General features: G+C 50.2%; 22 protein-coding genes. 20 read left to right on the top strand and 2 right to left on the bottom strand.

Annotation, left to right across the window (positions count from 1 at the left end):
* Window positions 1–48 precede the first annotated feature (48 nt).
* The 18 genes from CHM34_RS01145 (at window position 49) to CHM34_RS01055 (ending at window position 17,614) form a co-directional block, all read left to right on the top strand.
* Window positions 49–594, top strand: a complete 546-nt coding sequence (locus CHM34_RS01145; RefSeq protein WP_094262746.1) for a sigma-70 family RNA polymerase sigma factor — start codon at window positions 49–51, stop codon at window positions 592–594.
* Between the two features lie 20 nt (window positions 595–614).
* Window positions 615–818: a helix-turn-helix domain-containing protein gene (locus tag CHM34_RS20415; protein WP_094262745.1), complete on the top strand. Its 204-nt coding sequence runs from the start codon at window positions 615–617 to the stop codon at window positions 816–818.
* 105 nt (window positions 819–923) lie between these two features.
* Window positions 924–1,502, top strand: coding sequence for an N-acetylmuramoyl-L-alanine amidase (locus CHM34_RS01135; protein WP_094262744.1), 579 nt, complete (start codon window positions 924–926; stop codon window positions 1,500–1,502).
* A gap of 245 nt (window positions 1,503–1,747) precedes the next feature.
* Complete coding sequence (locus CHM34_RS01125) at window positions 1,748–2,371, top strand: TetR/AcrR family transcriptional regulator (protein ID WP_141201604.1); 624 nt, start codon at window positions 1,748–1,750, stop codon at window positions 2,369–2,371.
* Between the two features lie 140 nt (window positions 2,372–2,511).
* Window positions 2,512–3,498 carry an MBL fold metallo-hydrolase gene (locus CHM34_RS01120; protein WP_240511833.1) on the top strand — a complete coding sequence of 329 codons (987 nt, stop codon included), beginning with the start codon at window positions 2,512–2,514 and terminating at the stop codon, window positions 3,496–3,498.
* A gap of 101 nt (window positions 3,499–3,599) precedes the next feature.
* Complete coding sequence (locus CHM34_RS01115) at window positions 3,600–4,025, top strand: SCP2 sterol-binding domain-containing protein (RefSeq protein ID WP_094262740.1); 426 nt, start codon at window positions 3,600–3,602, stop codon at window positions 4,023–4,025.
* Window positions 4,025–5,065 carry an alcohol dehydrogenase family protein gene (locus CHM34_RS01110; protein WP_094262739.1) on the top strand — a complete coding sequence of 347 codons (1,041 nt, stop codon included), beginning with the start codon at window positions 4,025–4,027 and terminating at the stop codon, window positions 5,063–5,065. Before CHM34_RS01115 ends, CHM34_RS01110 begins: the two co-directional genes overlap by 1 nt.
* Before the next feature lie 16 nt (window positions 5,066–5,081).
* Window positions 5,082–5,972: a R2-like ligand-binding oxidase gene (locus CHM34_RS01105; protein ID WP_094262738.1), complete on the top strand. Its 891-nt coding sequence runs from the start codon at window positions 5,082–5,084 to the stop codon at window positions 5,970–5,972.
* Between the two features lies 1 nt (window position 5,973).
* Complete coding sequence (locus CHM34_RS01100; RefSeq protein ID WP_206093727.1) at window positions 5,974–7,473, top strand: aldehyde dehydrogenase family protein; 1,500 nt, start codon at window positions 5,974–5,976, stop codon at window positions 7,471–7,473.
* A gap of 33 nt (window positions 7,474–7,506) precedes the next feature.
* Window positions 7,507–9,255 (top strand): ABC1 kinase family protein, encoded by a 1,749-nt coding sequence (locus CHM34_RS01095; protein ID WP_094262737.1) that lies wholly within the window; start codon window positions 7,507–7,509, stop codon window positions 9,253–9,255.
* Between the two features lie 44 nt (window positions 9,256–9,299).
* Window positions 9,300–9,635: a hypothetical protein gene (locus CHM34_RS01090; RefSeq protein ID WP_094262736.1), complete on the top strand. Its 336-nt coding sequence runs from the start codon at window positions 9,300–9,302 to the stop codon at window positions 9,633–9,635.
* A 100-nt stretch (window positions 9,636–9,735) separates the two neighbouring features.
* Window positions 9,736–10,872, top strand: coding sequence for an acyl-CoA dehydrogenase family protein (locus CHM34_RS01085; protein WP_094262735.1), 1,137 nt, complete (start codon window positions 9,736–9,738; stop codon window positions 10,870–10,872).
* A 14-nt stretch (window positions 10,873–10,886) separates the two neighbouring features.
* Window positions 10,887–12,095 carry an acyl-CoA dehydrogenase family protein gene (locus tag CHM34_RS01080; RefSeq protein ID WP_094262734.1) on the top strand — a complete coding sequence of 403 codons (1,209 nt, stop codon included), beginning with the start codon at window positions 10,887–10,889 and terminating at the stop codon, window positions 12,093–12,095.
* A gap of 113 nt (window positions 12,096–12,208) precedes the next feature.
* Window positions 12,209–12,574 (top strand): SCP2 sterol-binding domain-containing protein, encoded by a 366-nt coding sequence (locus CHM34_RS01075; protein WP_094262733.1) that lies wholly within the window; start codon window positions 12,209–12,211, stop codon window positions 12,572–12,574.
* A 370-nt stretch (window positions 12,575–12,944) separates the two neighbouring features.
* Window positions 12,945–14,828, top strand: a complete 1,884-nt coding sequence (locus CHM34_RS01070) for an AMP-dependent synthetase/ligase (protein WP_094262732.1) — start codon at window positions 12,945–12,947, stop codon at window positions 14,826–14,828.
* Entirely contained in the window at window positions 14,825–15,658 is an 834-nt protein-coding gene (locus CHM34_RS01065; RefSeq protein WP_094262731.1) for an SDR family NAD(P)-dependent oxidoreductase, read from the top strand. Before CHM34_RS01070 ends, CHM34_RS01065 begins: the two co-directional genes overlap by 4 nt.
* Window positions 15,659–15,677: 19 nt before the next feature.
* Window positions 15,678–16,832, top strand: a complete 1,155-nt coding sequence (locus CHM34_RS01060; protein ID WP_094262730.1) for a thiolase family protein — start codon at window positions 15,678–15,680, stop codon at window positions 16,830–16,832.
* On the top strand, window positions 16,832–17,614 hold the full coding sequence (locus tag CHM34_RS01055; protein ID WP_094262729.1) for an enoyl-CoA hydratase/isomerase family protein: 783 nt from the start codon (window positions 16,832–16,834) through the stop codon (window positions 17,612–17,614). The genes CHM34_RS01060 and CHM34_RS01055 overlap by 1 nt, the downstream gene beginning before the upstream one ends.
* 125 nt (window positions 17,615–17,739) lie before the next feature.
* On the opposite strand, the gene CHM34_RS01050 is transcribed toward CHM34_RS01055, so the two are convergent.
* On the bottom strand, window positions 17,740–18,180 hold the full coding sequence (locus CHM34_RS01050) for an Rrf2 family transcriptional regulator (protein ID WP_094262728.1): 441 nt from the start codon (window positions 18,178–18,180) through the stop codon (window positions 17,740–17,742).
* Window positions 18,181–18,379: 199 nt separating this feature from the next.
* Here CHM34_RS01050 and CHM34_RS01045 point away from each other — a divergent pair, with 199 nt between their 5' ends.
* Window positions 18,380–19,021 (top strand): NAD(P)-dependent oxidoreductase, encoded by a 642-nt coding sequence (locus tag CHM34_RS01045; RefSeq protein WP_094262727.1) that lies wholly within the window; start codon window positions 18,380–18,382, stop codon window positions 19,019–19,021.
* A gap of 326 nt (window positions 19,022–19,347) precedes the next feature.
* Here the strand turns inward: CHM34_RS01045 and CHM34_RS19725 are convergent, their stop codons facing one another.
* Window positions 19,348–20,001 carry a response regulator transcription factor gene (locus CHM34_RS19725; protein WP_240511805.1) on the bottom strand — a complete coding sequence of 218 codons (654 nt, stop codon included), beginning with the start codon at window positions 19,999–20,001 and terminating at the stop codon, window positions 19,348–19,350.
* 761 nt (window positions 20,002–20,762) lie between these two features.
* Here CHM34_RS19725 and CHM34_RS01035 point away from each other — a divergent pair.
* Entirely contained in the window at window positions 20,763–21,518 is a 756-nt protein-coding gene (locus CHM34_RS01035) for an SDR family NAD(P)-dependent oxidoreductase (protein WP_094262725.1), read from the top strand.
* Window positions 21,519–21,530 lie beyond the last annotated feature (12 nt).

The following is a 21,530-nucleotide window of genomic DNA, read 5'->3' as shown; positions in this document are numbered from 1 at the left end:
CGATCAAATATATAATAAAATGGACAACTCTATAGGGGAGGCGGATCCGTGCGAAAGAACTTTGGAAATCCGGCGAGGAAAAAAGGCTTCTCCGACCGTTTGATTCGAGGGTTTTACCAAGATCCTTCCCATCGACGGTTACAAATGGAAGCTCGGCAGTCTCTCGCAAAAAAGAGAGAACTCGAACAGTCGTTCCGGGAGTTCTGCGTGGAAGTGCAATGGTGGAGCTACATTTCCAAAGTCATTCAGCACGCCGCTCGTGACAAAATTCAAAAGCAGAAAAAAGATCAATTTCAAATGCCCTTGATTCTGGATCAACCGATAGAAGAAGGTTCAGCGGAAACGTTGAAAGATCGTGTGAAAGCTCGTGAAAAGCCGACAGGAAGTTTGTTTGCCCAGGTGAAGAACCCCGACCTATTTCAATCCTGTGAACATCTGACCGATAAACAACGTCAGGTGTTGGACCTTCATTATCAGCAAGGCTTGACATTCAGGGAAATTGCGAAGGAAATGAGGGTGACCCCTCAGGCCATTTCCAAGACGCATCGCAATGCAGTGAAAATCCTGCGCCAAGCGTTGGAGGGAGGGAGATAAGGATCGGTTTCCTGTATCCCTTGCTGGTCAAGGCGAAGCAGAAAGAGCCTTCCGCTCAACAAAAGCTTCTCACCTTGATAGAACCAAAGATTCGTTATCACACCCGTTACTTACCGTTTCATGACAAACAAGACGCAGAGCAAGAGATACGGATCAAAATTCTTCGCTCTTTGGACCGATTTGAAATCCGATCTGTCTCTGTATCTGAGACTGATTTGTTATAGGAACAAAGACAGATTCCCCTTCGGGGGAATTTTTTTCTTCAGGGGTTGTTTTTGATCGTTCTCTTCCCTTCTTATCTAGTGAACACAAAACAGGAGGGATGTCCGATGGCATTGGTTGTTTTGGATCCGGGGCACGGCGGCAGTGATCCGGGAGCGACAAACGGAGGGTATCAAGAGAAAAATTTCACGTTGGAAATTGCGTTGAAAACTCGGGACTATCTATTGAACAACTATCATGTCGATATCTTAATGACCCGTACCACGGACACGGATGTCAGTCTGGCGGACCGGGTGGCATTGGCCAACAACAACGGAGCGGATTATTTTGTTTCCATTCACATCAATGCCGGTGGCGGAACCGGATTTGAGAGTTTCATCTATGACGGATCGGTTTCTCCAAACACTGTGGAATGGCGGCGAATCCTCCACGATGCCATCATGAGCCGGATCGGAAACTCGTGGGATGTCTATGATCGCGGGAAAAAAAGAGCGAACTTTTATGTCCTGCGGGAGACGGCCATGTCTGCGGTGTTGACCGAGAACCTGTTTATCGATACGCAACAGGATTTGAATAAATTAACCAATTCCTCCTTTATCGCCGACGTAGCCCGAGCCCATGCAGAGGGAATTGCCCAGGCGTTGTCACTTTCGGCCAAGGTACCGACGGCAGGCTCCCGTCATTGACAAGACAGTGAATGGATTCTGAGAAGAACAAATACCCATTTACCGGCTCCTTACGAACAGGAGCCGGTTCTTTGATCCTTCATTCTGAGGTTGAATGGAACCTGTTCTTTCTGATTCGGGTCTTCGGTGATGGCTTTTTCATCACGGTTCTTTTTCCAGGTGTTGAAAAACATCAGTCGAAGATTTATAATTGATACTGATACGTACCGGTATTATATGGAATGGAATGATGGAATTTGCTCTTTGTGTCGAAATTGCCGATTGAAGCTCGGGACAAGATGCTTTATGCCGCACTTCACCTTTTTACTTCAAAGGGGTTTAAAGAAACCTCCATCCTGGAAATCGTAGAACAGGCTCATGTGTCAAAAACCACTTTTTATCATTCTTTTAAAAGTAAAGAGGACTTGTTGGTCGCTCTTTGCAAACAACTGGCCGAAGAAATTATTTCGGAAGTGGAGACGGCGGTTCAGCCGGAGAAAAAAATGGCTTACAAAGCCTACACGGGAATTCGCCGCTACATCGAAATCTGTATAACCCGGTCGACGGTTGCTCAATTGTTGTTGGTGGCTTCTGTCGGGGTAAGTCAAGCGGTTGAAGAAGTACGGCGGGAAGCACACCAGCGCTTTGCCGAACTGATTTACCAGACGGTTCAGGCACAGATACCGGATTCGGTTTCCGATGAGGAGATCCGTGTCGTTTCCCAAGCCATGGTAGGTGCCATTAATGAAGTCGTGGTTCAGAATCTCATGGAATCGGACCAAGACGTGGATCTAGACAGGCTGGCCCGTTTGCTCAACCGGATCGTGGTCGGATCCTTTGTCAATCTGTCGTTGAAGAAAAACCGCGGTAAAATATTAGGGTACACTTGATTCAATTATGTAGGGGAGCCCCTGGGGGGCGCTCCCCAATTGCGCTGTAATGAAGAGTACGGAGAGTACGCGCCCTTTTTTTATTTTTACCCATTTATGAATGGCTGTTCATTCACTTGAAGGGGGAATTGGCTTTGATCGTGGATACCTCTTTCGCAACCGATCCTGAAGGGATTCATAAGCTGACGATTCCGACTCCTTTCCCTGTAGGGCCTGTCAATGTGTACATTGTTGCTGAGGATGATTCCGTCACTTTGTTTGATGCCGGACCGAAAACGGAGGATGCCTGGGATGCCTTCACCCAACAGTTGAACCGGGCGGGCTTTTCCATTCACGATATCGATCAAGTGATCCTGACTCATCACCATCCGGACCATTGCGGCCTTTTGGATTGGCTTCTGGAAAAAAAGAATCTTCCTGTGCTCGCTCATCCATCGGCCGAACCCTGGGTGACTCAGGATGCGGATTTTTTCGCCTGGTATCATCAATATTTTGCCCGCATCTTCCGAACAGCAGGGGTGGATGAGGAATCGGCAAAGAGAGCCTTTGAAGTTTTTGAGGTTTTGCGGCATCTGTCTTGTCGGATCTCGTTGAATCAAAAGCTCAGAGAGGGAACACCGATCCCCGGAATGCAGGACTGGCAAGTGGTTGAGACCCCGGGCCACGCCCAATCTCACCTGGTCTTCTATAGAGAAAAGGATGGCGTGCTGCTGGCCGGGGATCATTTGATCAAAGAAGTCTCGCCTAATCCTGTCATGGAGCCCCCGATCCGGTCCGGTGAAGAACGCCCCAAAGCATTGATCCGATACAGGGAATCCCTGATTAAATGTAAGCAACTTAAGGTAAATACTGCTTTCTCCGGTCACGGAGAGGAGATTACTGACGTTCAAGCACTGATCCGCCGTCGCTTGTCAGAACAGGAAGAGCGCAGGCAAAAGATCAAAACCTTGATGAGGGATCAACCCCTTACCCCTTTTGAAATCTCTCAGTTACTGTTTCCTTATGCTCAGAAGATGGAAATCTCCCTTACGCTGTCTGAAATCATCGGGTTCCTGGACTGGATGGAGGCATGCGGCGAGATTACAGGCGAAAGGGAAGAAGAGAAGATCCGATATCGAACGGCATAAAAAACAATTTAACAGAAAATTTTAAAGTGTATTGACGAATCGAGTCATTCCATTTAAAATACCAGTACGTATCGGTATTATCCCGTAAGGAGTGATTTTTAATGGCTTTTGAACCGTTCACAGCGGAATGGGCCCGAGAGTACAAGGAGAAGTTGAATCAAAACGAGCAATACCGACAAGCCGCGCAAACCTGGGAAGGGCCCATCGTATTCATGGTGGAGAAGGATCCTTCTGTCGGGTTGGAGGAAGATAGATGGATTTTTTTGGATTTATGGCATGGAGAATGTCGCGATGCCCGAGCTTCGTCAGAGGAGGATCTGGAATCGGCCCCGACGGTGATCAGCGGGGATACCCAAACCTGGAAACAGCTTTTTGACGGTCAACTGGAGCCGATTTCGACCCTGATGCGGGGAAGATTAAGATTGGTCAAAGGAAATATGGCGGAATTGTCCGGTTATGTTCTGGCCGCGCAACAACTGATGAAGACTGCGATGGAAGTGGATACGGAACTTCCGGAGGGCTTGTAATGAAAGCGGTAACATTTCACGGGCCGGGCCATGTCCGTGTGGAAACGGTGGAAGATCCCCGGATTCAGGAACCGGCGGATGCGATCGTTCGCGTGACGACAGGAGCTATTTGCGGCTCCGATCTGCATCTGTATCACGGAACCATCCCGGGTCTTTTGCCCGGTTCGGTGATCGGCCACGAATATGTGGGGGTGGTTGAAGAGGTAGGAGCGCAAGTGACTGCTTTTCGCCCCGGCGACCGGGTGGTCGGGGCCTTCCATGTGGCTTGCGGAAAGTGTGGAAGCTGCCGGCGGAGTCTATACAATCAATGTCAACACGGCGGGGTATTGGGATACGGGGTTGCCTTCGGCAACTTACAGGGAACGCAAGCCGAATATGCCCGCATCCCGTATGCGGATTATACATTGAGGAAGGTGCCGGAGGGACTTTCCGATGAACAGGCTTTGTTTTCGGGGGATATCCTGACCACGGCTTACGGTGCTGTGATCAACAGCGGGCTGCGCCCGGGAGAAAGCGCGGCCGTCATCGGCTGCGGGCCTGTTGGAATCATGGCCGTGCAAAGCGCCTTATCTCTGGGGGCTTCTCGGGTTTATGCGATCGATTTGGTCAAGGAACGAACCGATCTGGCTTCACAGCTGGGGGCCGTTCCGGTTCCTTCCGCTGAAGTGAACGTGATGTCCAAAATGAACGAACTCACTGGCGGCGAAGGGGCGGATGTTGTCATTGAAGCGGTGGGGGGCTCCAAAACGCTTCAGCTGGCTTTCCAGCTGGTGAGGGGAGGCGGCTGTGTTTCCGCAGTCGGGGTTACAGCGGAAGACACTTTTTCCTATCCGCTGATGAATAGCTTGACGAAGGATATTACCTTCCGCATCGGATTGGCTAACATCCATCGGGATATCGATGCAACACTTTCCCTCGTTCGAGGCGGTCGGATCGACCCGACGGTGGTCGTCTCGCATCGGTTGCCCCTGGATCAGGCTCCCGAAGGCTACCGTCTGTTTGATCAGCGTCAAGCGAACAAAGTCCTGTTAAAATTGTGAAAACGGAGGGATCGCTATGCGCGTGATGCAAACCACCAGCCATCAAGGACTGGATCATTCGCTCTTACCGATGCGCCTCTACCACAAGGCGAAAAAACTCGGCACCTGGAATCCCCGGGATATCGATCTTACGCAGGATAAAAAAGATTGGGATTCATTTGACGAAGTCGAAAAAGAGATGTCATTAAGGCTGAATTCCGTGTTTCTGGCAGGCGAAGAAGCGGTCACCAAGGATTTGCTCCCCTTGATCCAAGTGATTGCCAATGAAGGGCGACTCGAAGAAGAGATGTTCCTGACCACCTTTCTCTGGGAAGAAGCGAAACACGTGGAGATTTTCCGGAGATTTGTCGACGACTTGGGACTGTCCGGAGATCTGTCTGTGTATCACAGTGACAACTATAAAAAAATCTTTTATGAATATCTGCCGGAAGCGATGGATCGATTGACCCGCGATCCCTCTCCGGAGGCGCAGGCGGAGGCATCGGTGACGTATAACATGATCGTTGAAGGGATGTTGGCGGAAACGGGCTATCATGCAACGTTTACAGCCTATAAACGCCTGGGAGTCATGCCGGGAACCGTTCAAGCTTTTGAATACCTAAAACGGGATGAATCCCGCCATATCTGTTATGGGGTCTATCTTCTTTCCCGACTGATCGCGGAGCACGATCATATATGGGATGTGGTCAACAAACGGATGGAACTTTTGATGGAGCCGGCGATCGGTGTGGTTCACGATCTGATCGGTCAGGTGGAGGAACTTCCCTTCAATCTGGATAAAAACGAACTGGTGCAGACCGCCATCAAGCAGTTCGGCTCTCGGATGGACGTCCTCGAGCGGGCCCGCAATCAATCCGTGGAGAACATCCGCCAGGCCCGTGAAGAAGAGATGGGGGAGGTGCTGTAACTTGGCGCAAAGGACTTCCACTCTGGATCTTCCCCATGTTTCCGCTACCGTTCGGGAATTTATCGACAAGGGTCCGAAAAAACTGCTCATCGGCCGCTGGGTGGAATCACAGTCGGGAGAGGTATTTGATTCCATCGACCCGTCGACAGGGGAAAGGCTGGCTTCCATTTATCAGGGGGATGCCTCCGATATCGATGCAGCTGTTCAAGCGGCCCGCCGTGCTTTGGAAGGTCCTTGGAGCCGTATCAGTCCGTCTGAACGAGCCCGTCTCCTGTGGCGATTGTCCGATCTGATCGAAGAAAACGCCCACGAATTGAGCCAGCTGGAATCCTTGGATACCGGCAAACCTTTGACCGAAACATCCATGGTCGATATTCCGATGACCGTTGATCATTTTCGCTATTTTGCCGGCTGGACGACGAAGCTCACCGGAGAGACGCTTCCAGTTTCCTTTCCCGGTGACTATTTGACCTATACGAGGCGAGAGCCGCTGGGTGTTATCGGAGCGATTGTTCCCTGGAACTTCCCGCTGATGATTACGTCCTGGAAGTTGGCTCCGGCGTTGGCTTGCGGAAATACCGTGGTATTGAAACCCTCCGAGCTGACACCGCTGACAGCCATCCGGCTCGGGGAATTGTGTCGGGAGGCGGGGATTCCCGACGGCGTGTTGAACATCGTTCCCGGTTTGGGTCCGAAAGCCGGTGCCGCACTGACGCATCACCCGGGAGTGGATAAGATCACGTTTACCGGTTCGACCCGTGTGGGGCGGGAGATCGTCCGCGCTTCCGCAGAGGATTTCAAACGGGTGACTCTGGAATTGGGCGGCAAATCGCCGAACATCGTCTTTCCCGATGCGGATCTAAACGCCGTTGCCGGCGGGATCATGATGAGTATTTTTTTCAACCAGGGCGAAGTCTGCAGTGCCGGGTCACGCCTGTATCTGCACAAACGTATATACGATGACGTACTGTCCAAGGTGGTCGAGCGGGCAAACGCCATCCGCCAAGGAGCGGGTGTTGATCCAGGAACTCAGATGGGTCCGCTGATCAGTGAAGAACATCAAAACCGGGTGTTGAAATATATCGAAACAGGAATTGAAGACGGAGCGAAAGTATTGGCCGGAGGAAGGTTTCCTTCCAAAACGGGTTATTTCGTTCAGCCCACCATTCTTGAAGCCCGGGACGATATGACTGTTGCCCAGGAAGAGGTTTTCGGGCCGGTCCTGTCCGTCTTGCCCTTTGAGGATCTGTCCGATGTGATCCGGCGTGCCAACCGGACGGATTATGGATTGGCGGCGGGTATTTGGAGCCGTGATGTTAAAAAGGCGGTTCGTGTCGCTCACGGATTGAAAGCGGGAACGGTTTGGGTGAATGGATACAATCTGTTGGATGCAACCAGTCCCTGGGGAGGATTTAAGCAAAGCGGGATCGGCCGCGAAATGGGCAAGGTTGCTTTGGACCATTACACGGAAGTCAAAAGCGTATGGGTCAATCTTACCTGATCATCACCTGTTGCGATGAAGGGAGGGAGCGGAATGGGTGCAATGCCGGCCGAAAAGCTGCAGATCGGCAAGGACGAGATTCTTCAGGGAAAGAAAGAACAACTGCAACGGGAAATTCAAAAGATGCGCGATGGTATCACTCGAACAAAACGGTTTCGCACCATAGTAAAGATCTTTGCCAAACACGGGTTGCTGCATCTATTCGATCGGGAGAAGCTCCGCCTTTTTCAAAAAAATCGGGATAAAGCCGAAGAAGAGCGGTTGCGTAAAATCGGGCGACGGTTGCGGTTGGCTTTTGAAGAGCTGGGTCCAACGTTTATTAAGTTGGGCCAGGTATTGGTTACCCGGCAGGAGCTCCTCCCGGATCCCGTCACCGCTGAGCTGGCCGATCTTTTGGATGAAGTTCCGCCCCAACCTTTTTCTCATATGGCTGTGGTATTGGACGAGGAACTACCCGATGGTTTGCACACGTTTGAGTGGATCGACCCGACACCGATTGGTTCCGCTTCTTTAGCCCAGGTATATCACGGGAAATTGAAAGATGGCCGGGAGTGTGCCGTCAAGGTGGTACGGCCTACGGTGGACAAACGGTTTAAAACGGATATTTCCGTCATTCGGACGCTCGCCAAACGCCTGCAGAAGCGGCTTCCCCCGCCCACAGCCGTCGCCATTGATTTGCCGGGGCTGATTGAGGATTATTACAGCAGTTCGGTTAATGAACTGGATATGCGTATCGAAGCGCGAAATATCAAGGAACACGGGAGAATCGGGGAAGAGTTTGAAACCATCGGCGTACCGGAAGTTTATATGGTGAGTCACCGTGTTTTGGTGATGGAATTTATCGATGGCTGGAACCTCAAAGAGTTTCCCGTTGATTTCTTTACCTTTGAAGAGCGGTTCATGAGGATGGTCGATCTGGCTCATTATTACGTAAAAACCTTCTCGGAAGGGTTTTATCATGCGGACCCCCACGGATCCAACCTGATGGTGGACCGCCGGACAAAGAAGATCATCGGAATCGATTGGGGAATGGTGGGGAGGATGGACTCGCTTCATACCGAAGCGATCTTTCGCTCTTTGTTGCATATCCGGCTCAATCAGGCGGAGGATGCGGCGGAAGCGGCCTTGGATCTGATGCAACCGACATCTTACACGGATCCAGCCCGCCTCAAAGACGAGCTTCGGTCCATGTGTATCCACTATGTGAACAGCGAGCAAGGGAGCCGATATAATTGGGGGAGCCTGTTGATTCAGCTGATCACCATCGGTATGCGAAATCATTGCCGGATCCCGAATGGGTTGGCCTTGTGGTCGAAGGGATTTTCGGCGGCAGAAGGCTCGGCGCGGTGGTTGTGTCCGGAAATCAGCTATCACACGGTGGTGGAGTCTGCGGATGTGCAGATTCTTCGCCGCTGGTTGTCCCGGCGGTTTAACTTCCGGGCCAATGCCAGCTTTATTACCGAAACGGGCAAATTGATCGGTACTCTGCCCCGCAGGGTGAACAAGATTTTAGAGAAATTGGCTTGGAACGACCTCAAGCTGCTCGTAGAACACCGTGTACCCGATCGTTTCAACCAATTCGCAAACCGGTCGATCAATCGGCTGATCTTAGGGATCTTGGCCAGCGGGTTGTTTATCGGTTCTTCCTTACTCCTGTCCTTCGCTGCGGAAGCGATGAAAACGATGCCTTCCATTCGCTGGCTCGGCGAAGGATTACTCTGGGGCTCAGCCGCCTTGTCCGTTTATGTGGTATGGCGGGTGATTCGTTCCAGGCGCGCTTGATCCGCTGTGGCTGTGGTTTAAAGATGATGGGAGGTCAGAGAAAAGTGGGAACAGAAAAAATGACCATGGAAGAGCGCATTCAGGCATTCTACCGGCAGAGCGGGGGTCCGAACAACAGCCGGATCCCTCAGCTGATGGAGAAGCATTTGTTATATGGTAAAGATCACGGTATGGACGGGCATCGGGAAACCTTTGAAGATGCAGTGATGGATACCGTGATTCAGGATCCCAGCCTGCTTTTGCTGTTCGAACGGTTCCAAAGGTGGCGGATGAGCCGAAAACAGGACCTGAAAAACAACGCTGAGTTGGAAAAAGAGATCAGGCAACTGCAACAAGAAATCAGCGATCTGAAAAAGCGTTTTTCGAATGAATCGGTTTGACGAATCGGGTACGTATTCTTGAAGTTCGAGGGAAGAACATGGTATAGTACTGATACGTACTGGTATCATTTCGTTTTTCTGTATCGGAGGAGGCGTTGATTTGATTTCATTTCAGCCTACGGCAGATGAATGGTCGTTTGTGGATCTCGCCAAGGATTTTGCCGATGAACGCATTCGGCCTTTGGCACGGGAGTGTGAACAGAATCGGCGAGTGAATCCGGATCTGGTGAAGAAGGTTGATGAATTGGGTTTTGCAACACTTGAGCTTCCGGAGAGTTGGGGCGGCTTGGAGCTGCCGTTGATCTCTCAAATTCAGATCCTGGAATCCCTGAGTTACGGGGATTTGGGTATTCTGCAGGGATTGCCCGGCCCCGGAGATGCCGCGTCACTGATCCGCTTGATTCCGGACAGCCCGGTCCTGAATTCGTACAAAGATGCCGGCCGGGATGGATCCTGGCCTGTTGTGGCTTTCTATCACGCAGCGAATGCCATTTTGCCGACCTCAGAAATAAAAGCGGTTCCAAAGGGTGCCGGTTATGTATTGAGCGGGACGTCACAGCCTCTTCGGTTGGCAGCGTTTGCTGATCATTTGGTTATAGCGGTTACCGATTCCGATGGAAATCCCTTGATTCTGTGGTTGGATAAAGCGGATAACTCATGGGATGTGGTGGAAGGAGGCTACCGGCTGGGTTTGCTGGCGGCAGGGTGTGCGCGTGTGCGTTTCGATGACGAAACGGTCAATGAGGATCGAGTGTTGGCCAAAGGAAGTGAGGCTCAGGATCTTCTGTCAAAGGCATTATCCCGGGTCTATGTATTGGAAGCGGCCAAAGAGGTAGGCTTAATGGAAGCCGCACTGTCTTATGCCACTGAGTATACCGCACAACGAAAGGCATTCGGCCAAGTCATCGCCAAATTCCAGGGAGTTTCCTTCAACCTCGCCGACATGGCTATCGAAACACAGGCAGTACGCCATCTTGTCCGGCGCTCGGCAGAGAACACAGATAGAGAAGAATCTGAATCGGTTTTATCTACACTGGCACGGGCGCACCGTTCCCTTCGCTTTGTCACCGATTCAGCAGTTCAGCTGCTGGGAGGTCACGGATATGTCCAAGAGTTCCCTGTCGAGAAATGGATGAGGGATGCGCAAGCTCAAGTCATCCTTTACGGCCGGGAACATGACCTGACGATCCGTCACGGTGTACAGATCCTGGATGAGCCTATACGAACCGAGGCATGAAAGGGGGGCGCCCGATGATCTCTTTTGAATTATCGCCGCATCAACAGCAAGTGAAGGATGTTGTCCATTGGTTCGCAGAAAATGAAATGCGACCGATCTCCATGGAAGCGGACAAAAGCGGGAAGGTTCCGGACGAATGGCTCGATAAGATCAACAAGCTGGGCATACAGCTTACCACTTCTTCATTCGGGGAAGATAAACCAAAATCCGATAAAAAAACGAAATCTGAGCGTCAAGGGAACCGGCTGGCGGTGATCGCCAGTGAGGAGTTGGGATGGGGCGATCCGGCCATCGCGTTAACCCTGCCCGGACCGGGACTGGGCGGGCCGCCGGTGCAATCCAGTGGAACACCGGAACAGAAGCGGCGATTTTTATCCATCTTTTCAAAAGATGAGCCGCCTCGCTGGGGTGCTTATGCACTGACGGAACCCGAGGCGGGGTCCGACGTTTCCGGGATCCGGACGACAGCCAAAAAAACAGAGGGCGGGTATATCCTCAACGGACAAAAGATATTTATTACCAACGGGGGACGCGCTTCCTGGGTCGTCGTTTTTGCCACCGTCGACCGAACCCTGGGGCGTGCGGGACACCGGGCCTTTGTTGTGGAGAAAGACACCCCGGGTTTTACTTGCACACGGCTGGCCCAAAAAATGGGCATCCGCGCTTCAGAAACGGCGGAGTTGCTGCTTGAAGACTGTTTTGTGCCGGAGGAAAACCTCCTCGGCGGTGAATCCTATTATGAAACCCGGGGTGATCGTCCGTCGGGTTTCCGGGTGGCGATGAAGACGTTCGATAATACCCGCCCGATTGTAGCGGCCATGGCGATCGGCATCGCCCGTGCAGCCTATGAGTATACCTTGGATTGGGTACGGAGGGAATATCCCAGGCATGGGCACTTTCACCATCTGGCTGCCGACGTGTTGGCCCACGCGGAACAGGATATCGAAGCGGCCCGTCTGCTTACTTGGGAGGCGGCTTGGAGAGCCGATATTGGCAAGCCCAATGCCAAAGAAGCCGCTATCTGCAAAGCCTATTCCGGCAAAATCGCACTGGATGTCTGTTCCGAATGCCTGGAACTGTTGGGCCCTGTCGGTCTGGAGGAACACATCGTTGAGAAGCTTTACCGGGATGCCAAAATATTCGATATTTTCGAAGGGACCAATCAAGTTCAACATTTGATTACCGCCCGCCATTTGTATGAACCCTTCGGGGTGCGTGTGTAAATCTTCCGGCGGACATCCGATAAAGGAGGTGGTTCTGGAAAGGGAGCCGCCAGGTGAACTCTCGCTTGTGATCCGTCGAAACCTGTGTAAACCAGAGAGAGGAGAATCAGAAAATGGCCAAAAATATTAAAGATTACACTGTAGAGGAAGCATGGAATGAAATCGAAAAGAATTTAAACGAGGATCCGAAACCGATCGAAGGGATGAATGTGGTTTACCAATATGATATATCCGGAGACGAGGGAGAAACGTACCAACTTCATCTGTCCGAGGGCAAGGCCAAGGTGGAAAAAGGTACGCCCGCGGAAGCCGATTGCACCTTGCAAATGTCAGCGGAAGACTTTAAAGAGATGTTGGTCGGTAAATTGAATGGAACGGCCGCTTTCATGTCCGGGAAGCTAAAGGTCAAAGGGAATATCGGGCTGGCGATGAAGCTGGAAAACTTGTTGCGCCAATATGACACCAGCCAATATGAATAAATCGGTGACCCGGTGTCGGCTGTGCGGCACCGGGTCCGCCCCCTAGGACGTGTCTGATCATGAACGATAGCTGGGTGCAGGGGGTCGATTTCCGACTCCGCCCCGGGTTGTCCTCCCGCAGATGGTAAACAGTCCGCGACCTTTTCTCCGGACCGAACCAGCATTCATGCGGGAAAGCATCGTGGCCGTTAAACGGTCCGGTCCTCCGAAAACTCCGCTCGATTGTCGGGCATAGCGAACCCGGGAGTGAAGCGATTGAGGCGAGACTTGTGCTCCCCTGAGTGTAGAGGGCGCTATGCTGGAAATCGGCGTCCAGCTACTTTCGGCGATTGACCAGACATGCCCTAGTGAAGGAGTAGGGAGGTCTCCGATGAAGGCGAATAATTTGGTGGAAATGGTGTGGCACTCGGCTGAGCGTTACCCGGACAAAGCGGCATTGATGTGGAAGAGAGAAGGAACCTACCAGCATCTCACGTATCGTCAATTTTGGGAAGAAATAAAACATATCGCCGCGGGTCTGAAACGGCTCGGAGTCGGCCGGGAAGATAAAGTGGCGATTCTGTCCGAAAACAATCCGAAGTGGCCGGTTACGGACCTCGCCATTTGCAGTCTGGGAGCGGTCAGTGTTCCCATCTATCCGACCCTTCCCTCCGACCAAGTGGCCTTTATCCTTCAAAACGCCGATTGCCGAGTGGCGGTGGTGGAAAACGAGTTGCAATTGCAAAAGGTGTTGGAGGGAGAAGCAGAGGTCCGTCATGTAGCCGTTATGCATCCGGAAACCGCTTTTTCCAGAACCGAAAAAGCCCTCTCTTTTTTTGAGTTGGCCAAGAGTGGTGCTGAGCATCCATTGGGCAACTGGGAGGAGATCTGGAGGGAGATCGGCCGCAATCATCTGGCCACAATCATTCATACCTCCGGAACCACCGGTAAGCCCAAAGGGGCCATGTTGACCCATGGTAATTTTTTGGCCAATATTGAAGGGGTTCAATTTTGGTGCTTGGAGGCGCGGCATGACGACGTCCTTCTTTCATATTTGCCTCTTTCCCATGTATTTGAGCGGATGGCGGGACAGTTCATGCCTTTGTCTGTCGGGGCGACTATCGCTTATGCCGAAGGCATCCATGCCATTCAGGACAACCTGATGGAAGTCAAACCGACGGTAATGACCAGCGTTCCGCTGCTGTTTGAAAAGGTGTATGCCCAGGTACAGGAGCAAATTGATGCCGGAACGCCGTTGCGCCGGAAAATCTTTGAATGGGCGGTGAACGTCGGCCTCGAGCGCTATGAGTACTTCCTGCGACACCCGTTGGACGATTTAATTCGGGGTGAATTACCTTCTCGATTGCGCCGGAAATGGAAGTACGCAGATCGGTTGGTCTACCAAAAAGTAAAGGCACGCCTCGGAGGAAATCTGCGGGGAATGATTTCCGGAGGTGCCGCTCTTAATCCGGACATTGCCCGGTTCTTTTGGGCTCTTGATATTCCCATTCTGGAAGGGTATGGATTGACAGAAACATCCCCAGTGATTGCTACCAATCCGATGGCCCGGGCCAAGATCGGAACGGCGGGTAAACCCTTGCCCAATCTGGAGGTGCGCATTGCATCCGACGGGGAAATTCTGGTTCGAGGACCGAGTGTGATGAAGGGGTATTACAAAAATGAGGAGGCGACAGCCGCCGAATTGAGGGACGGGTGGTTCTCCACGGGGGATCTGGGAGAGCTAGATGAGGAAGGGTATCTTAAAGTCCTGGATCGGAAGAAGCGTATTCTGATTTTGACCACCGGTAAAAATGTAGCGCCACAACCGGTGGAAAACGCGATCACCCAGAGTGTGTTTATCGATTATTCCCTGTTGATCGGCCACCGACGGAAGTATGTAGTCGCCTTGGTGGTTCCCGACATGGAGTATCTCCTTCCATGGGCACGCAGCCAAGAAATTTCCGCGGATGAGCGGACCGATCTTCTTCAGCATTCTGTCGTTCAAAAGCTGCTGGTCCATGAAGTCGAGCAGGCTGTAAAATCCTTTGCCCCTCATGAACAGCCCAAAAAAGTAGTGATTCTTACCGAAAAGTGGACGGTGGAAACCGGGGAATTAACCCCCACATTAAAAGTCCGAATGAAAAAAGTAGAGGAAAAATACAAAAAAGTGATCCAACAAACCTATACGGAAAGCCCTTCCGCAGAGGTAGGGTCTGCGGCGAGCGAAGCGGCGGCCACTATGGCTATTCAACCATCAGGGGAGGAGAAAGTATGAGTTTGCCGCTAGAGGGAAAAGTCGCCCTGGTGACCGGTGCATCCCGGGGGTTGGGACGTACCGATGCTCTGACGCTGGCTGAGGCCGGGGCGGATGTGGTTGTGACCGATATCCTGATCGAAGAAGATGAGAATTTGGAACAAACAACGGAAAAGCTGGGCCCCATGGCTCAGGTGATGGCCCAGACCCAAACGGTGTATACCCGGTCAACCGCCGAGCGGATTCGAGCTTTGGGGCGTCGATCCACCGCTTTTCGAATGGATGTGACCGATCGCAAGGAAGTCCAATCGGTTATGGAGCAGGTAAAGGAACAGTTCGGGCGGATCGACATTCTCGTCAACAATGCAGCCACTCTGGACCATACAGCCCGGTTGGAACACCAGAACGACGACTTTTGGGAGCGGGATCTCCGCGTCAATCTGACGGGTTCCTATAACTGTTCCAAGGCCATTTGGCCCTATATGAAAGAACAGGAGTGGGGGCGGATTATCAATATGGCATCCGTCGCCGGAACGCTGGGCGGCTACGGTCAGGCGAGTTATTCCGCAACCAAAGCCGGCGTTCTGGGGTTGACCCGGTCACTGGCGCTGGAGGGTGCCAAGTACAACATTACTGTCAATGCCATCGTACCCGGAATCATCGATACGGAGGCCTTCCAAATGTCCAATCCCGGCATGCGGGAGCGAATGATCAACCGAACCGCGTTCAAACGGCCGGGGAAACCGGAGGATATCGCCCATGCGATTGCTTTTCTCGCATCGGAGAAAGCCGGTTATATCACCGGTGTCGGCCTTCCGGTAACAGGTGGAATCGATTTGTTCACTTTTTAATCGTGAAAGGGTGAAGGATATGCGAGACCGGGATGCGGTTATCGTTGATGCAGTGCGAACCCCCATCGGACGGAAAAAGGGATCTCTTTCCGATACACGGCCCGATGAAATGGCGGCCTTTCTTCTGAAGGAATTGATCAACCGCAACCCGTTGGATCCCTCTGAAGTGGAGGATATCAAAATGGGCTGTGTCACCCAGGTGGGGGAGCAGGGGTATAACATCGGGCGGTTGGCGGGTTTAATCGCCGGGTTTCCCGTGGAAGTGTGCGGGGTGAGCGTCAACCGAATGTGCGCGTCCAGCCTGGAAACATTGGCTCAAGGGGCCCATGCGATTATGGCGGGGATGTCCGATTGTGTCATCGCCGCCGGTGTGGAAAGCATGAACCGGGTTCCCATGGGGAGCGACGGCGGGAATTTCAGCAATCAGCTAATGGATCGACACACGATTATTCCCCAGGGGATGTCTGCAGAATTGATCGCCGAGAAGTGGGACCTTTCCAGAGAAGAACTGGACCGGTTTTCGTTCAACAGCCATGAAAAAGCGGTTCAAGCGCAAAGAGAAGGACGGTTCGACCATGAGATGATCCCGATGAAAGGGAGAACCCCCGGTGGGGAAGAGGTCTTGCTAGAGACGGATGAGACGCCGAGACCGGATACCAACCTGGAAGCGCTGGCGGGATTAACACCGTCTTTTCGTCCAGATGGCAAAGTGACAGCCGGAAATTCCAGCCAGATCAGCGACGGATCGGCTGCTGTTCTGCTGACCTCTCGAAAAAAGGCGGAGTCTCTCGGGCTGGCCCCGCGAGCAAGGGTAGTGGCGACTGCTTTGGCCGGAGTGGACCCGGAAATCATGTTGACGGGGATCATCCCCGCCACCCGAAAGGTGCTGAAACGGGCCGGATTGTCCTTGGATGATATCGATCGGTTCGAAGTGAACGAAGCGTTTGCTTCGGTGGTCCTCGCCTGGCAGCGGGAGATCAACCCCGATCCGAAAAAAGTGAATCCCAACGGCGGTGCCATCGCACTGGGTCACCCTCTCGGCGCCAGTGGTGCCCGTCTCACAGCAACCCTGATCAACGAATTGGAGCGCGTAGAAGGACGTTACGGTCTGGTGACTTTGTGTATCGGATTCGGCATGGCTGTGGCGGCTGTTGTCGAACGGGAGGGATCATAATGGAGTCCGCGAATTGCAACGTTGAAACCAGGGATCGGGTCGCGGTCATCACCATTGATCGCCCACCGATGAACACATTGAGCCGAGAAACTTTATACGAGTTGGAGGATATCCTAGACCGGGCGGAAGCGGATGAATCCGTCGGGTCTCTCATCATTACCGGTTCCGGAGAGAAGATGTTCTCCGCAGGGGCCGATATTTCCGAGTTCGGCGAAATGGGAGATCGGGAAACGGCAGAGAAGACCCTGCTGCGGATGCACGAACTATTCAACCGTATCGAAGCGTTTCCCAAGCCTGTAATTGCTTGTCTGAACGGAAAAGCATTGGGCGGCGGAAATGAATTGCAAATGGCTTGTCATCTGGCTATTGCCGCCGATACAGCTGAACTGGGGTTGCCGGAAGTGCGGCTGGGAATCATGCCGGGCTATGGAGGAACCCAACGCCTCCCCCGGTTGATCGGTCGCAGACGGGCTTTGGATCTGATGCTGAGCGGGCGAAGGATCTCCGCTCCAACAGCTTTGGAATACGGGCTTGTTAACCATGTTGCGACTCGGGGACAGATCCGCGAAGAGGCTTTTGATTGGGCGAAACAACTGGCGGCCGGTCCGCCGATCGCGATGAAGGGAATCCTGGCTGCTGTCGTCAGAGGGACCGAGGAGGACTTTCATCGAGGTTTATCCATCGAGCGGGAGAACATGTTGAAAGTCATCCGGACAGAGGATGCTGTTGAAGGTATGACGGCTTTCTTCACCAAACGAACACCGTCATTTCAAGGGAGGTAACCGTATCCCCGGGTAGGATGGTGTAAAATCCGTTGCAGTAAAAGAAACCACCTGATTTTCGAGGTGGTTTCTTTTTGTATATCTAAATGGTAAACAAATCTTGATCAAAAGAATACGGGATTGCGTTACTCTTTACTGATTTTCTCTTTATTTGCAATATCCTTTATAATATCTTCGATGGTTACATGCTCTAGATTCTTCTCCAATGCAAGTTGAGCGTTTAAAAGCAGTGGAACGACTGTATTCTGAATGTTTCTGCCAACAGGACAGGCTGGATTCGGGTTGTCATGTACGTTAAACAGCTCTTGCTCTTGCACAACATGAACCGCCTTATAAACGTCAAGCAATGTAATACCCGATAAATCCTTAGCTAGTTCAGCTCCTGCAATGCCGGGACGCACTTTTACTAGCCCTGCATTTTTAAGCATTCCCATGATTTTTCTTATTACAACCGGATTTGTATTAACACTTCCTGCAATAAACTCTGATGAGTTGACTCCACCTTTATTGATCGCGATCAGAGATAGTATATGAATCCCTACGGCAAACCGGCTGCTGATGGACACCTTCAGTCGCCCTCCTCAAGCTTTGGAATACATTGTGGTCATGTAATGCATTCGATTACATGATGATTATACTTTATCATATCCAACCAAAAAAGTTTGTTTCGTATATTGACAAACACTCTTGATGTAATTATCCTGATTACAGGTAATCGATGGGGTTTCATCTCGAATGAGTATAAATCGTTTAGGAGGAATAAATATGAAAATCGGAATTATCGGTGCCAGCGGTAAAGCCGGAAGCCTTATTCTGAAGGAGGGGGTTGAGAGAGGTCACGAAGTTACAGCCATTGTTCGAGATGCAGGAAAGGTTCAAAATCAAGATGTCGGCGTAGTGGAAAAGAACATCTTTGATTTAAAAGCAGAAGACATTCAGCGTTTTGACGTCATCGTCAATGCGTTTAATGCGGCTCCGGGGCATGAACATCAGCATGTGGAAGCCGGAAGAGTCTTGATTGAAGCACTTAAAGGCGCTCCGCACACAAGGATGATCGTCGTTGGAGGAGCAGGAAGTCTATTTGTGGATGAAGCGAAAACCGTACGACTTTTTGAAACTCCCGACTTTCCCGAAGCCTATCTTCCGACTGCCAAAAACGCAGGAAAAAACCTTGAAGAGTTACAAAACACAAGCAAAATTCAATGGACATATATCAGCCCGGCAGGATTCTTTGACCCGGAAGGGAAACGAACAGGTACTTATCAGAAAGGAAAAGACCGGTTGATTTTGAATGCCAAGGGCGAAAGCTATATTAGTTATGCTGATTATGCCATTGCCGTGTTAGATGAAATTGAAAATCCGCAACACCAGAACGAACGTTTTTCCGTTGTTGCTGAAGCAGAATAAGGTCATATCGGGATTAGAGGGATATGAAAGGTTTCACAGAGGAGACTAGTGAGTTTTGAAATAACCAGGGTCAGGTACAGAACGCTTTAAAAATTATAAACTACAAACGAGTGCTGGAAAAGGCTGTCGGCCATCATGCCGACAGCCTTTTTGCGGCGGCACAGTCGATCCGTATGATCATCCTTACAACCTAGGTCTAAAGTTGCGGAAAACTTCATTCGATTTATGGATTCCGTCTTACCTATCGATGCTGAAGGGAGCCAAATGGGAAGGTTTGTTCGGCTTTCTGATTTAGTAACATTGAAATGTTTTCAAAAAGTACTAGTTTACTGTCCGCTCAAATGATCGTGGTAGTTAGTATGACGGAAATGATCGACCATTTTAATGGCTAGTCCAACCCGAGAATTAACCCCTAACTTTTGGATAGCTGAAGTGATGTGGTATTCTACAGTTCTGCGGCTGATATAAAGGCTATCAGCGATTTGTTGATTGGTTTTATCTTTTAATAATTCCTGAATGACCCGCAACTCCATGTTCGTGAGGGATAGCTCAGTATTTTCCTGACTCTTATTAATTACCTGAAATATTTTATATTCCAAGTCGGAACAAAAATACCAACCATTGTTGCTAACGACTGATATGGCAGTTTTCAACTGATCGATATTTTTATGCAGTAACATACCGCATCCTTCCAAATTTAAAAATTGCAAATGTTCTTTGTGAAATTTTTTCAGCAAAAAGATTAGCTTCGGACGAGGGAGCTGTTGCTTCCAGATTATATAATTTATACTGTTCAGCAACTTGAAATCCGATCCATCCAAAATGATCAAAACTCGGTTACCATTTATTTCTGTTAATCGCTTCAATTCTTCAAAGTCTTTAAACCACTTTACGTTTTCAATCGAGAGGATTGATTGGACTACAGCCATTGCCGGTTGTTGACGTACACAGGAAGAAACCAACAAGGTATAGTGATTCATAATTATCACCTCATGTGTTAATTTGAAGGAATTTCGAAAACACATCGTAGTGGTGATACCAAATTAACACGAAATGTGTTAATGATTTTAAAAGTGTCCCTTTTTTATTATTCTTCAATAATGCCTGCCGATAATCTGTTTGGAAACAATGTAAAGATTCTATAACATAGTCGGTCGTATAGGAATCGAAGATTAGTGCTTTTACCGTACTTGATGAAATCCTTTTTCCTAGTCCTGCTGAGATGACGGAGGTTTTTCCATGAATACCGTTTTTTATTTCCTTTTACCCGGCAGTTCATGCCGGGTTGTTTTTTTATAGAGGCTTCCTCTAGATATCTCGTTTCTTGTCTTTCCAAGATCCATAGGTTTTTCGATATAGATTCGTAGCGGTCAGATAGCCAATCAAGAAGTGGAGTCGCTATGAAAGCAAATCCTTATGCTTTTAACATCGTCCCCCTTCAATATTTTGGTATATACTGAAAATCTATGTACGTAGTATATGCATTGTAACTCACTCAGTTTGGAACTTCAATAAATTATTTATTAAAAAGAAATGATAATACTGAAAAGACGTATATTAGGTGATTTGGGGATGTTGATAAATAACATTTATGTAATTTCTGTCGATTGTTTGAGTGGAATGAGTGTTAATTCATACAAAAAGTCTTGCGTGATATACGAGTGTCATATTATAACTTCTGTTTTAAAATCAGGGATGAATGGATTGATAACCATCAAAACTCGATAGGTGGTTGGGAAGATTGAAACTTAAAGAGAAATTGGTTTTGGTTACTGGAGGATCCAGCGGAATTGGCAAATCTATATGTTTGCACTTAGGGCGTTTGGGAGCTGATGTCATCGTTGGGTACAAATCGAACGGGCAAGCTGCTCAGAATGTAGTAGACCAGATAAAGGCGGATCGACCCAATGCAGTTGCGGCCAAGTTTCGATTAAATATCAAGGATTACGAACAAGTTACGGGAGTCGTTAACAAAATCGTTGATACATACAGGAAGATCGATGTGCTGGTGAACAATGCAGGGATTGGAGTTGAGGGGGCTGTCATTCCGACGAATCCTATTGAGGATTGGGTTCATGTGATTGAGACGAACCTCATTGGTTCTTTTCACTGTATTAAAGCAGTATCGCTTCATATGCTGCTTGCTCAGAAGGGTTCAATTATCAATATCGCATCAGTGGCCGGTATTACAGGAATTGAAAGGTTAAGCAGCTATTGCGCAAGTAAAGCGGGGTTAATCGGGTTAACGAAATCTCTCAGTAAAGAATTCGCTCCTTACAACGTACGAGTAAATGCAGTCGCACCCGGTTATACATTAGATACAGGAATGATTGAGAGGATTGATGAAGCGGAGTTGCAGCAAATTAAGGAGCAGATACCTTTAGGTCGCTTTGCCCTTCCGGAGGAGATTACTGAAGTGGTTTCCTTTTTGTCATCAGACCACTCCAGTTATGTCAATGGACAGACATGGGTGGTCGATGGAGGCCTGACAGCGTGAGGGGGTGGATGG

It is taken from the genome of Paludifilum halophilum, assembly GCF_002245355.1.
Lineage (GTDB): Bacteria > Bacillota > Bacilli > Thermoactinomycetales > DSM-45169 > Paludifilum > Paludifilum halophilum.
Note: the sequence above shows the minus strand (reverse complement) of the source record. Positions and strands in the feature narration are given on the sequence as shown.

Bases quoted from the DNA above. Each gene is read 5' to 3' on its own strand.
- CHM34_RS01135 (WP_094262744.1), top strand. From the start codon at position 924: ATGGCATTGGTTGTTTTGGATCCGGGGCACGGCGGCAGTGATCCGGGA.
- CHM34_RS01115 (WP_094262740.1), top strand. From the start codon at position 3,600: ATGGCTTTTGAACCGTTCACAGCGGAATGGGCCCGAGAGTACAAGGAG.
- CHM34_RS01110 (WP_094262739.1), top strand. From the start codon at position 4,025: ATGAAAGCGGTAACATTTCACGGGCCGGGCCATGTCCGTGTGGAAACG.
- CHM34_RS01105 (WP_094262738.1), top strand. From the start codon at position 5,082: ATGCGCGTGATGCAAACCACCAGCCATCAAGGACTGGATCATTCGCTC.
- CHM34_RS01095 (WP_094262737.1), top strand. From the start codon at position 7,507: ATGGGTGCAATGCCGGCCGAAAAGCTGCAGATCGGCAAGGACGAGATT.
- CHM34_RS01080 (WP_094262734.1), top strand. From the start codon at position 10,887: ATGATCTCTTTTGAATTATCGCCGCATCAACAGCAAGTGAAGGATGTT.
- CHM34_RS01075 (WP_094262733.1), top strand. From the start codon at position 12,209: ATGGCCAAAAATATTAAAGATTACACTGTAGAGGAAGCATGGAATGAA.
- CHM34_RS01070 (WP_094262732.1), top strand. From the start codon at position 12,945: ATGAAGGCGAATAATTTGGTGGAAATGGTGTGGCACTCGGCTGAGCGT.
- CHM34_RS01065 (WP_094262731.1), top strand. From the start codon at position 14,825: ATGAGTTTGCCGCTAGAGGGAAAAGTCGCCCTGGTGACCGGTGCATCC.
- CHM34_RS01060 (WP_094262730.1), top strand. From the start codon at position 15,678: ATGCGAGACCGGGATGCGGTTATCGTTGATGCAGTGCGAACCCCCATC.
- CHM34_RS01055 (WP_094262729.1), top strand. From the start codon at position 16,832: ATGGAGTCCGCGAATTGCAACGTTGAAACCAGGGATCGGGTCGCGGTC.
- CHM34_RS01045 (WP_094262727.1), top strand. From the start codon at position 18,380: ATGAAAATCGGAATTATCGGTGCCAGCGGTAAAGCCGGAAGCCTTATT.
- CHM34_RS19725 (WP_240511805.1), bottom strand. From the start codon at position 20,001: ATGAATCACTATACCTTGTTGGTTTCTTCCTGTGTACGTCAACAACCG.